This window comes from Vibrio cidicii, assembly GCF_009665415.1.
Taxonomy (GTDB): Bacteria; Pseudomonadota; Gammaproteobacteria; order Enterobacterales; family Vibrionaceae; genus Vibrio; species Vibrio cidicii.
This window is the reverse complement of the sequence record NZ_CP035922.1, coordinates 107,137-119,480: the sequence shown is the minus strand read 5'-3', so window position 1 is coordinate 119,480 and position 12,344 is coordinate 107,137. Positions and strand designations below refer to the sequence as shown.

Sequence of the window (12,344 nt, the reverse complement as noted above, 5' to 3'; positions counted from 1 at the left end):
GGAAGGTTATTTTTATTCGAAAATTAACATCAATGAAATATGTGATTTGACCCGCACTGGGTGAGAGTGGCGAAATGTTATGCAGAATGGCATCCTCCGTACCTAGCTCACAAAAGTGCCTATTCCTCCCCCTTTCTACGCCCTAAAAATGTGCAGCAATTCACGACCTCTCCTTCTACTTTCCGTGATCTCGATACCCGCATTGCATTAATTATTAACGACAAAAATCTTTACTGAGTCTTCTCACATTTTGCTGGCAAACGAAATTCTTAGCATAACTGGGCTTTTTATAATTACGCATATGGATATAGAACGTGAACATACAACCTTTTAATTTATCAATGGTGGCGAAAGCCATTTTACCTCTGTTAGCCACATCGCTCGTGGTTGGCTGTAATTCTTCCAGCAGCGACAACGGCACACCGCAACAACCGGATCCCAGCAAAACGGCGCGTGTTTACTACAAAGCGAATAGCGCAGTGGCAGCGGCCGACGCCTCTGCTTACGATAAAGCGTCGCTGTATGTATGGAATAATGACAGCTGCAATAGCTACGCCGAAACCGATCCCAATGCTAACGACTGGGGAACGGGCATGGCGCCAAAAGGGGTGGACGATAAGCTCGGCGTTTACTGGGAGCTCGACGTCCGTGAAGATGCAACCCAGTGTATCAACTTTATTCCGCGCATCGATGGTAACAAACCGTTGGGCGACTTCGATGCCAAACTCGATCTGACGCAAACAGACAAAAACAACGCGGTATTTACCCAAGAAGGCGTCAAGGCGGTTTATCCTGAGCTGATCCCGACCTCGGACATTCCTGCAAACACGGCGCGCGTTTACATGAACACGCCAGATGGCGACCAAAGTGCGTTCCGCCTGCATGTGTGGAATGACGACACATGTAAAAACTATGGAGCAGCCAATACCGACTGGCCGGGCCTTGAACCTACGGGTGTGAGTGAAGTGTATGGCCCTTATTGGGACTTGCCTGTCACCGGTACCGACAGTTGTCTCAATATCATTCCAAACAACAAATCGAATGGCGATTACCAAACCGCGAACTTGAAGTTTGAGTTTGATAAAACCACAGCGATTGGCAAGGTGGCGTTTGTTTTCAAAGGCACCGACAAGGTTTACTACAGCGCTTTGGCGCAAAAACCCGTTGCACAAGTGGAACTGGCGGGTGCGAGCGCGATTTTTGCCGATGATAAAGTCATCCTAGTCAATGCCAAAGACGCAACCAGCGTCACGCTCTACTATTCACAAAGCGGCGAACTCGCGTTTGACAGCGCGACGAAAAAAGTCACAGGTGCCACCAAACAGGTGACCTCAAGCAAAGTGGCAAGCGGTGATTGGGCCAGCGTTAAACCTCATTTGAAAAATGACTTTATTGGCTTTGAGATGGACTTTAGCGGCGAAGGTCTCGCGCTGAAAGATCTGTTGAAAGGTCAACTAATGGTGGTGGCAAGTGACGCGACAGGTGTTATCAAAGCGACCGAAGTTCAGCCTGCCAGCGCACTGGACGCATTGTACGCGGATAGCGCGACCAAGCTAAGTTATGGCGCGATCATCAACCAAGACAGCAGCACCACGTTCCGTTTGTGGGCTCCGACCGCGCAAAGTGTCAAACTGATCCCTTACAGCGCGGATAAACAGGCGCAAAGTGCAATTGCAATGAGCTTTGACGCCACTAGTGGTGCTTGGGTAGCAGAAAACACAGCGTTAAAACATGGTGATTTCTACCGCTACGAAGTGACGGTTTACCACCCTGCAACCGACAAAGTGGAAACCTATCAAGTGACCGACCCGTATTCATTGAGCTTGTCGATGAACTCGGAATACAGCCAAGTGGTGGATCTGGAAAATGCCGAGCTGAAACCGTCGGGTTGGGATGCGCTTGCCGCGCCGCACGCGCAAGATAACCCAGCCAGCTTTGTCTTGTACGAAGCACACATTCGTGACTTCTCAGCGCTAGACAGTTCAACCATTGAAGCGAACCGTGGCAAATACAAAGCCTTTACTCAAAGTGGCAGCGCGCCGGTTGAGCATTTGAAGAATCTGGCGAAATCAGGCGTTACTCATTTGCACCTGTTGCCTACCTTTGACATCGCGACCATCAACGAAGATCCAAGCAAAGTGGCCGACATCAACGCTAAGTTCGCCAAATTGTGTGAACTCGACGCTAGCGTGAAAGATGACAAAGACTTTGGCAGCTATTGCGCTGGAGATGAAACCATCGCCGCGGTGTTTGACACTCTGTCAAAGGCCGACAGTAAAGACAATGCGGTAGTTCAGCGCCTCAACAGCCATGTTCGTAATGTTGACTCCTTCAACTGGGGGTACGATCCATACCACTACACGGTGCCAGAAGGCTCTTACTCCTCTGACGCCGAGGGCATGACGCGCATCAAAGAGTTCCGTGAGATGGTGATGGCGGTGAAACAGGATGTCGGTATGAACGTCGTGATGGATGTGGTGTACAACCACACCAACGAATCGGGCGTCTCTTCCAAGTCGGTGTTGGATCGCATTGTGCCTTGGTACTACCAGCGCTTGAACGAATTCTCTGGTGCGGTTGAGCAATCAACTTGTTGTTCAAACACCGCTCCTGAGAACAAAATGTTCGGCAAATTGATCGACGATTCGATCGCCACTTGGGTGAAAGAGTACAAGATTGATGCTTTCCGCTGGGATTTGATGGGACATCACCCACTGGCGCAAATGCAGCAAACCCTCGCGGTGGCGCAAGCGGTCGATCCACACGTTTACTTCTACGGTGAAGGGTGGAACTTTGGTGAAGTAGGTAATGATCGCATGTTTAAGCAAGCGACGCAGCCGAACTTGGGCGGCACGGGCATCGGCTCTTTCTCTGACCGTCTGCGCGATGCCGTTCGCGGTGGTGGCCCATTCGATGGTGAAGCGACCCTGCGTTCGAACCAAGGTTTTGGTAATGGTATTTACGTACAAGTGAATGACAAAAATACCCAAACCGCTGAATTGAAGAAAACTGCGCTGCACTTGGCGGATCTCACTCGCCTTGGTATGGCGGGTAACCTGAAAGATTTCCCATTTACCGACAGCACAGGCAAAGCGATTACAGGTGGTGAGCTGGACTACAACGGCCAACCGGCTGGTTACGCGCAAGATGCGTGGGAAATTCAAAACTACGTCTCTAAGCATGACAACCAAACATTGTGGGACAACAACCAGTACAAGATTGCGTACGACGTGACGTCTGCTGATCGTACTCGCATGCAGGCGGTCAGCCTGTCAACGGCGATGCTGGGCCAAGGCGTGCCATTTATCCACATGGGTAGTGAGCTGCTTCGTTCTAAATCGATGCAGCGCGACTCGTACGATTCGGGTGACTGGTACAACCGTGTTGATTTCACCAAACAAGACAACAACTGGAATGTTGGCTTGCCACGTGAAGATAAAGATGGCAGTAACTGGGGCATTATTAGCGATGTCATCACAGGGTCGAGTGATCGCGCCATGCCAACCGCAACAGACATTGGCAACATGGACAAGTTCTTCAATGAACTGGCGGCGCTGCGTGCATCATCTGGCTTGTTGACCTTAGGCAAAGGCAGCGAAATCATCAAACGAGTTAAGTTCCACAACACTGGCGCGGATCAAACCCCGGGTCTGATTGTGATGAGCGTGGATAACAGCGGTGAGCTGTACGACGCGAAAGTGGATGCAACTCGTGATGGTTTAGTGGTGGTGGTCAACGCTTCACCAAGCGCATTGAGCAGCTTCGCTCACTTTGATGCGACAGGTTACAGCCTGCATGCCATTCAAGCTGCCGCTGGCAATGATTCTTTGGCGAAAAACCAAGCTCAAGTGGCGTCAGTGACCGAGGGTAAACTCTCTGTACCTGCGTGGTCTGTGGCGGTGTTTGAGAAGCTGCGTAACTAACGCTTCACTCATTCTATCAGCCTAAAAACAAACCCCACCAAATTCGGTGGGGTTTTTCTATTCAAACAGGGCAAAATTGGCGTCAGTGCCATAGCGTGCGCTAAGTGTTAATGCGTTTTTTGATTGGCTTCGGCAAACTTCTCCAGCCCCAGTACCAAGGCAAACGCCAGCAAGGCCATGACGATGGCCAAGCCTAACTGCGAAGGTTGCGAGGTCAGGCTTTCAAACTCGAACGGAGAGAGATTGTGTTGCACCAGAGGCACTTGCTCGCCTTTGGAGTTGAGGCGCCAACTGATGGTCTCTTTCCATGGCCAAATTTTCGGTAGTGTGCCGATCATCAATCCGGTGAGAAACATCAAGGTGAAATCGCGAAAGCGGCGTAACAGCCAAGAGAGCACATGAGAAAACGTCAGCAAACCCGCGACACATCCGATGAGAAACAGGCCGAGGATATCAAACTGCACGTTTTTGACCGCGCCGAGCACGGGCGCGTACATGCCGATCAGCAGCAAAATAAAGCTGCCAGAAATGCCCGGTAAGATCATCGCGCAGATGGCAATCGCGCCTGCTAACAGGACATTGAGCGACGTCGGTTCGAGGTACAGTGGTTTGAGCACTGTGATGCTGTAGGCGAAAACGATGCCGAACAAGAGCAGAGCAAAGCGCGCTACATCTTTGCGCTCAACTTGTCTGAGAATGTGGTACACCGACACAAGGATCAGGCCAAAAAAGAACGACCAAATCGGGATCGGATGATTGGCCAGCATCCAAGTAATCAGCTTCGCCAGTGTAGCAATACTGGTCAGTACGCCGCCAAACAGCGCTATGAGGAAAAACCCGTTGATGTGCTTAAAAGCGGCTTTAAAGCCTTGGGCTTTCCATAAACGAAAAATGCTCGGGTTAATGCGGCGAATACTTTCAAGTAGGGTGTCGTAAATACCAGTGATAAAAGCGATGGTACCCCCAGAAACGCCCGGGACCACATCGGCGGCGCCCATGGCCAGCCCTTTGAGAAACGTGGATAAATAATTCATGGCTCATAAACCGTCAGAAAACAGAGTGGAGGAGTATAACCAGATTCAAGGTAAAAAAGTATGCAATCGCTTTGAATCGCGCCGCCGTGATCTTCTTATGCAGCGGAAGTGGCAGGAGTTGGGTGAAAAGTAATCACCCTGATAAGCATATGGCTATTTGCGTGGTTGTTTGCAAAATGAAATTGCAAAATGCAATAGAAAATCGATCGATGAGAAGAATATGAGATATTTAGCCAAAAATAGAGCTTTTAATCTTGGCATGAATCATGCATAATCTCTTTCGACCCTTATTAAGCCGAGGGTCACCTAGCCAACTGACGTTGTTAGTGAATATCTATTGTTCACACCATACATAAGCCAATCGCACCTTTTTGCGCTTGGCTCTTTTTTTATCTGCGTTTTGGTTTGGACGCTTTTTGCCCTATTCGCCATTGACGGAACATCCGTTTCCCGCCGCACTTTTCTTGCCTAGGCTTTGCTTTGTGCTTGTAAGGTTAAGCGATCATCCACCACCATATTGTTTTCGAGCTCGTGCACGGTGGCAATACGACAGCGCTTTTCCGGCGCTAGCTTTTCATACTCAGTGAGATAGATATCACTGTGGATATGTTCGGCCATCATTTTGACCATCAAACGGTTGTTGGAAAATAGCCCTTGCGTCTCCTCGCGATGTGAAAACATCATCGCTTGTTTCATGTCCACCACCAGCATGAAGCGGTGTGAAGGATAACGTTGTTCTAAGCTATCGGAGCGCGAATAGTGCTCGACTTTCGGATGCGGCAAGGTTAAACGATTGAAAGAGAAAACAATGACGCGCACTCCGCGTTCAATCGCGTGGCAGATCTCATCGGCGAGTAGGTCGAGATGAAAATCAGTATTGAGATAGACTTCGATCTGCGCCAAATTCAGCATCTCGCGCGCTTTTTGCAGCAGATTTTCAAAACCAGAGACGTTATAGATAAACTCTTTCTCTTCCTGAAGCATCATGCGTGAGAGCTCTTTTTTCAGGATCTGAATGTTCTCTATGGTTTTTTTCTCAATCTGGCTAAAAATCAAATCGGGTGATTTGGCCTCGTACTCTTTGGTCTCGCCATCGGACATAAAGATGCAGCCATTTTTGTACAAGTTATCAATCGATGAATAGACAGATGAGCGAGAGAGCGAAATCTCTTTGGCAATTTTATAACCGCTGGCGCGGCCATTTTTGAGTAAATTGATATAAACCAAGGCATCGGTCTTGGTAAAGCCAAAGTCCATCAGTTTTGTTACCAGCTCGGTCACGGGGGTTCCTCGGTAATGATTCACGCGAATTTTCCTGTCAAGGTTACCACTCCTCATGCAGTGAATGTAGATGGTTGTGCACAATTTACGGTGCACATCGAGACGGCTCCCTCGGCAAAACGATACTCATCGTTGTGCAGACATAAAATTTCCGGCAGGGCGTCAAATTGGCAGTAGCGGCTTAAGGTGCTTTTGAGCGTTAAGGCGAGATCAGGGTGCAGGATCAAGCTACCACTTAAAACCAGCAGCTTAGGTTGGAAGCGAAACACCGCATCGGAGAGCGATCTGGCGAGCTGATCGACCCAGATACGATAAATGCGCGTTGACCAAGCGTGGTTGTCATCGACCCCGAAGACGATGTCGCGCGCGGTGCGATGTTGCAAAGAGAGTTGATGATATTGGCGCTCAATCCCCTTGCGTGACAAATATTGACGAATGCACTCATCACTGCCGCAGTTGCACAGTGGTGTCAGCCCGTCAATTAAGCTTTGATACCCTTTGAGCGGTTTGTGCGCCCAGCCTAAATCGAGCACGTGGCGATACGGTTCGCGCCGACAAAGTTGATCGGTAACGTACAGCTCGCAGCCGTCATCCAATACCGCGCTTAAAACGTTGCCTTGCGGCAGGCTTGGAATTTGCGCTAAGGCGATCACCGCTGGATTAAACAACTGGCAGGGCACCGAGAGATGCGTTGTCAGCCAATCGGTCAAGACCTCTTTGGCATTGGAGAGTGCGCCTTGCCAGCAATCGGGCATAAGATTGATACCGACCAGTGTGAGTGGGCCAAACATGCGCTGCATGCTCAGCGCCACGCTGGTGATGACTTCAGCGGTTTGTTGCGCGCTGAGTGGCGTTTTGAGCTGATTGCGATAACGGGGCTGCCCATCGTTATCGATGAGCACCCCCCAGATCCATTCTGAATCGACAGAAAGACCCAGCTTCATAGCACTTCCGCAGTGGTGAGATCACGCAGCTCAAAGCCAAACTCGGGCAAAGCAAGCTCCGCGCCGTTGACAAGACAGCGCGCTTCACTGTCGCTATTGTTGAGCACCACTTGCAGTGCGCCTTTGCGAAAAGCCACCACGTGTGGATGCTCCACCTCGATCCACTCTAAGTAAGGCTGGTTGCACTCTGGGTAGGCTTGGCGAAGTCGAATCAGCTTTTGCATAAAGGCTTTGAACTCGAGATCTTGCTGCTGCTCATCCCAAATCATGCATTTGCGGTTTAGCTCAAGGCCCATGCCTTTTTGCCCGTCCATGCCCACTTCGCCGCCGTAGTAGATACACGGAGAGCCCACTTGGGTGAACATAAATAGATACGCCAGTTTCGCTTTGCGTTTGTCGTTGCCACACAGGCTCAAAAGGCGCGTGGTGTCGTGGCTTTCCAGCAGATTAAACATCGCCTCATTGACGTTACGCGGGTAAGCAAGGTAAGAGCGCGTAACCGCATTGATGAAGCTGGTTTTGTCGTCGTTGCCAAGGGCAAAGAAGTCGGTGATCGCCTGTGTCAGCGGATAGTTCATCAGCGAGTCGTATTGATCACCGCGCAGCCACGGCATGCCTTCGTGCCAGATCTCGCCCAAAATGTAGCAATCGGGCTTGATGCCTTTGACCAAACGGCGGAAATCACGCCAGAACTCGTGGTCGACCTCGTTGGCTACGTCTAAACGCCAGCCGTCGATATCAAACTCTTGCACCCAATGGCGCGCCACATCCAACAGGTAGGCGCGGCACTCTGGGTTTTCAGTGTTGAGTTTGGGCATCTCCGCCACATTGCCGAACGTTTCGTAATTGAGGTTGCTAAAGTCCCACTCCGATTTGGGCTTATCTGGATAAACCGGAAACTGCTTGATCCAGAACCAATCGGCGTAGCGAGACTCGGCGCCTTTTTCCACCACATCCAACCACAGCGGGGATTGATGGCCGATGTGGTTAAATACCGCGTCTAACATTACCTTCATGCCACGGCGGTGCGCTTCTTGAACCAAAGCACGGAAGGCTTCGTTGCCGCCAAAATGCGGGTCGACGTTGTAGTAATCGACCGTGTCGTATTTGTGGTTGGCGTTGGCGGTGAAAATTGGGCAGAAATAGAGGCCATTGACCCCGAGTTCTTGCAAGTAATCGAGCTTTTCAATCACGCCCCACAGATCGCCGCCCATGAAGTTGTCGCTGGTGGGCGTGCTGCCCCACGGCTGTACATTGGCAGGCGAGATCTCCGCACGGCCGTTGTAAAAGCGCTCCGGGAAAATCTGATACCAGATGGTGCTGCGCACCCACGTTGGGGTTTTCAACACATCTTTAGGGTTGATGTAAGGAAAGCAGAAAAAATTGCTTAAGTTGCTCAGTTCAATTTCGGCTGTGCGCTCGTCTTGAATGTCCACACAACGTTTTTCGCCAAACAGCAGTTTCTCGCCCGCTTTGCCATGCAAAATAAAGCCGTAGCGGGTGCGTTTTTTCGGTGGCACGAATGGGGCGAACCAGTGATCATGATGTTCGCTTTGTCCTTCTAACTGCATCGGCACTTCAGTTCCGCCGGTCCAGCCGTGCGCGTCGCTGCCGCCTAAATTTCCGCCGTCTAGGCCGCCTTCGGCCCAGGTGTAGGGGTCGCCGATCCACAGCGTCACGCGGTCAACTTCGCCTTTGGCACTGCGAAAGCGAATGTGCAAAGTGTCGTTGTCGTAGGCGTAACTGTCCGCACTTTTCGCCAAGTGAGTTAATGAGCTTCTAGTAATCATAAAGGTTCCTGATATTTATTCTTTTACTGCGCCACTGACTAAGCCAGTTGTGATGTGTTTTTGTGTGGCGACAAACAGCAAGGTGATCGGTACGGCGACCAGTAGCGAGCCAGCGGCAAACAGGGTGAAGTTTTCCGCTGAGTTGGAGGTGATCCAACTGAAGATGCCGATGGCTAAAGTCATCTTCTCTTCGCTGCGTAAAATCAGCGTCGGCAGGATGAAATCCATCCAAGGGCCGGTAAAAGAGACCAAGGCGACAAACACTAAGATCGGTTTGGCGAGTGGCAAAATGATCTCAAGGAAGATGGTCATGTGCCCGGCGCCGTCGATTTTCGCCGCTTCATCCAGCGAGGTGGGAATGGCGTCAAAGTAGCCTTTCACCAGCCAAGTCATAAACGGCAGAGAGCCCGTCACGTAGACAAACAGCAAGCCGATGTAGGTATCAATCAAGCCCATTTTTGACAGCAGAATGTATATCGCCGTCATCGAGAGAAAGGCCGGGAACATCTGCAATACCAAAATGCTCATCAACACGTTACGTTTGCCCTGAAAGCGGTAGCGCGAGAACACAAACGCCGTCATGGTGACAATCACCAGCGAGATCAGCATGTTAGCCGTTGCGAGCAAAAAGGTGTTTTTGTACCACTCCAAATACGGGGTATCGGTAAACAGTGCTTTGTAGTGGTCGAGGGTGAAAGCGAACTCACCGAACGAGGAACTGAACAGGTTGTTGCCCGGTTTAAACGAAGCCAGCACTGTCCACAGTACCGGACCAAGCACCAGGATGGCGTTGACGGCGAGGAACAAATAGACGATTACGGTCCCCAGCTTTTCTAATACACGACTCATAGTTACATCCCCACATCGTCTTTAAAGGATTTCATGCGGCGGAATTGCCAGATAGCAATCACCGACAGGAATAAGAAGATCACAATCGAAATCACCGAAGCGATTTGGTACTGCTGGAAGTCGAGTGTCAGTTTGTAAATCCAAGTGATCAAAATGTCGGTATGACCTGCAAAACGGTATTCCGGATTAATTGGCCCGCCTTCGGTGAGCAAGAAAATCGCACCGAAGTTGTTGAAGTTGTGGGCAAAGGTCATCACTAACGACGGTGCGACTTGATGCAACACCATCGGCAGGGTGATTTCGCGAAATTGCTGGAATTTGCTGGCGCCGTCGACTTCACTCGCTTCATACAGATCGCGTGGAATATTGGTCAACGCGCCGGAAATCAGCAGCATAAAGTAGGGCGCGCCGACCCAAACACTCACCGCAATCACGGTCAGCTTGGCTAAGTGTGGATCCGAGAGAAAAGCGACCGACTCAAAGCCCCAAGCATTGAGTGTGGCATTGACTGGGCCAATACCGTTGAGTAGCAGGCGGAACATCAGCAGTGTCACGAACGCAGGAATGGCATAGGGCAAAATAAACACAAAACGCCATAGCTTTTTCGCTTTGATGTTGCGATTTTCCAGCGCCAGCGCGAGGATAAAACCAAAACCGCAAGTGCAAATGGTCGCAGCAATCGCCCAGATGACCGTCCAAGTGGCGACACCGACGAAGGTGCTCGACCAGATTCTCAGCTCAAACAGAGTGAGAAAGTTTTTAAAACCGACCCAATCGACCAGATTTTTCGGTGGAATATGGTGCGGCGCTGAGTAGTTGGTGAACGAGACCAACACGGTGATCGCAATCGGCATGATGATGAAAGCGATGCTGGCGATAAACGCTGGTGACAACACGATAAAAGCGAATTTGTCGTCGTAGATGGCTTTAAGTTGCTGGCGCACGCTCAAACGGCATGGCTGACACTCTTGCGCCTGACGTACGTTAACCACGTAGGCGGCAATTGCTAAGAAAAGAAACAGCAGGGCAATGACCCCTTCCACCAGCATAAAGATGGAGTTGTCCCCTTGAATCACTTTAAACCCTTGGCGAGTTTGCGCCACGTCCCCCAGTGATACTAAGCCCTTGAGTGCGGCCGCTAAATCCGGCAAGTAGAGTAGAAACAGGCATTGGATGGCGAGGAAAACCCCGCCAGTCACCCAATGTTTGTGCGCCAGTTGTGTTGAGCCCATGAGAATCCACGAGGTCGACACTTTCGGTGCTTTGATGGTTTGCGACAACAACATAACTACTCCTGAAACGCGATCTGCTCTTCAATGATCGCTTTAGCGTGATCAAGTACCTGCTTGGGCGTTTGATCGTTGACCCACATCGCGGTGATGGCACTGGCCATCGGTGACCACAGGTAGCCCATTTCCGGAATCGATGGCATTGCGTCAGAGTAGAAGCCTTGCGCGATGATCGCGTAGGTCGCTTCATCTGCATCGACAATGATTTTCTCCATCAGACTCTCTACCGGCGGGATGGATTTGGTCATCTGATAGCGTTTCATCAGCATCTTTTCTGAAGAGAGGTAGTCGGCAAACAGCTGCGCTGCTTTCGGGTACTCACTGTACGAGGATACGACCGCCAGGCGTACGGTTGAAAAGGTACGCGGCTGTTTGCCTTCAAAGGTTGGGATGGGCACGACGCCATAATTGACGCCACTGTTGTCATAGCCTTGAATTGCCCATGGACCATCGATAATCGCGGCGACTTTGCCCTCACCAAACAGGCCACGACGCACCTGCGGGTTGCGCATGTCGACCGGGTTGGAGTTGTTCGCGGCTTTGAGCGTTTTCATCGCGCTCATGCCCTGCTGCGCCAGTGGCGAGTTGATGCCGAGATCTTTGGCATCGGTGCCACCTTTGCCAAACTCGTAGGCACCGTACAGGGTTAAGAACATGCGTGATTCGTAGTAGTTCTGAATATCCCACAGCAGCGCGTATTTGTTCTCTTTAGCGTTGTTAAACCCTTTGCCAAAATCGATGATCTCTTCAAAGGTTTTTGGCGCCGTTGGCAGCAGATCTTTGTTGTAAAACAGCGCTAACGTGGCGTAGCTTACCGGGAAGCCATAGCTGGTGCCCGCGTATTTGGCCGCAGAGGTGGCGTTGGGTAAGAAGGTCGATTGAATGCGATCGGCAGAGACGAGGTTTTCCATCGCACCACCCGCGACCACTAAACGGCCGAGCAGATCGTGTTCAATTTCGGCGATGTCGGCGACGCGAGCGGAACCACCATCCTGAATCATGCGTGACGCAGCATCAATCGGGGCTAAACCACGAAATGAAAACTTCACCTTGTAACCAAAATCTTGGTTAAACGACTCTGCCGCGTACTTCATGTAGTCCAGCGTGGTGGTGTCGGTCCAGATCAACAGATCTGAGCCGGGTTCCGGCTGAATATCTTGAGCGTAAGTAACTGCGGGCAGACTAACGAACGTAGCGAGTAGCGCTGCTTTTATCCATGTCTTTTTCATCGTGA

General features: G+C 50.8%; 8 protein-coding genes. 1 reads left to right on the top strand and 7 read right to left on the bottom strand.

What is annotated here, in order from left to right; translation table 11 throughout:
* Nucleotides 1-314: 314 nt before the first annotated feature.
* Complete coding sequence (pulA, locus tag EWA64_RS16115; protein WP_061895495.1) at nt 315-3,923, top strand: pullulanase-type alpha-1,6-glucosidase; 3,609 nt, start codon at nt 315-317, stop codon at nt 3,921-3,923.
* A gap of 107 nt (nt 3,924-4,030) precedes the next feature.
* Here the strand turns inward: pulA and EWA64_RS16110 are convergent, their stop codons facing one another.
* The 7 genes from EWA64_RS16110 to EWA64_RS16080 all read right to left on the bottom strand — a co-directional run bounded on the left by EWA64_RS16110 (nt 4,031) and on the right by EWA64_RS16080 (nt 12,339).
* On the bottom strand, nt 4,031-4,957 hold the full coding sequence (locus EWA64_RS16110; protein ID WP_061895496.1) for a polyprenyl-phosphate transporter: 927 nt from the start codon (nt 4,955-4,957) through the stop codon (nt 4,031-4,033).
* Between the two features lie 468 nt (nt 4,958-5,425).
* Nucleotides 5,426-6,238: a TrmB family transcriptional regulator gene (locus EWA64_RS16105; RefSeq protein WP_039426569.1), complete on the bottom strand. Its 813-nt coding sequence runs from the start codon at nt 6,236-6,238 to the stop codon at nt 5,426-5,428.
* 53 nt (nt 6,239-6,291) lie between these two features.
* Nucleotides 6,292-7,182, bottom strand: a complete 891-nt coding sequence (locus EWA64_RS16100; protein WP_061895497.1) for an ROK family protein — start codon at nt 7,180-7,182, stop codon at nt 6,292-6,294.
* Nucleotides 7,179-8,972 (bottom strand): glycoside hydrolase family 13 protein, encoded by a 1,794-nt coding sequence (locus EWA64_RS16095; protein WP_061895498.1) that lies wholly within the window; start codon nt 8,970-8,972, stop codon nt 7,179-7,181. Before EWA64_RS16095 ends, EWA64_RS16100 begins: the two co-directional genes overlap by 4 nt.
* Nucleotides 8,973-8,987: 15 nt before the next feature.
* Nucleotides 8,988-9,821 carry a sugar ABC transporter permease gene (locus EWA64_RS16090; RefSeq protein ID WP_061895499.1) on the bottom strand — a complete coding sequence of 278 codons (834 nt, stop codon included), beginning with the start codon at nt 9,819-9,821 and terminating at the stop codon, nt 8,988-8,990.
* Nucleotides 9,822-9,823: 2 nt separating this feature from the next.
* Nucleotides 9,824-11,107, bottom strand: coding sequence for a carbohydrate ABC transporter permease (locus EWA64_RS16085; protein ID WP_039441685.1), 1,284 nt, complete (start codon nt 11,105-11,107; stop codon nt 9,824-9,826).
* 2 nt (nt 11,108-11,109) lie between these two features.
* Nucleotides 11,110-12,339 (bottom strand): sugar ABC transporter substrate-binding protein, encoded by a 1,230-nt coding sequence (locus EWA64_RS16080; protein WP_061895510.1) that lies wholly within the window; start codon nt 12,337-12,339, stop codon nt 11,110-11,112.
* Between the last annotated feature and the right edge of the window lie 5 nt (nt 12,340-12,344).

Coding starts and splice junctions, on each gene's coding strand:
- EWA64_RS16110 (WP_061895496.1), bottom strand. CDS start 4,957: ATGAATTATTTATCCACGTTTCTCAAAGGGCTGGCCATGGGCGCCGCC.
- EWA64_RS16100 (WP_061895497.1), bottom strand. CDS start 7,182: ATGAAGCTGGGTCTTTCTGTCGATTCAGAATGGATCTGGGGGGTGCTC.
- EWA64_RS16095 (WP_061895498.1), bottom strand. CDS start 8,972: ATGATTACTAGAAGCTCATTAACTCACTTGGCGAAAAGTGCGGACAGT.
- EWA64_RS16090 (WP_061895499.1), bottom strand. CDS start 9,821: ATGAGTCGTGTATTAGAAAAGCTGGGGACCGTAATCGTCTATTTGTTC.
- EWA64_RS16085 (WP_039441685.1), bottom strand. CDS start 11,107: ATGTTGTTGTCGCAAACCATCAAAGCACCGAAAGTGTCGACCTCGTGG.
- EWA64_RS16080 (WP_061895510.1), bottom strand. CDS start 12,339: ATGAAAAAGACATGGATAAAAGCAGCGCTACTCGCTACGTTCGTTAGT.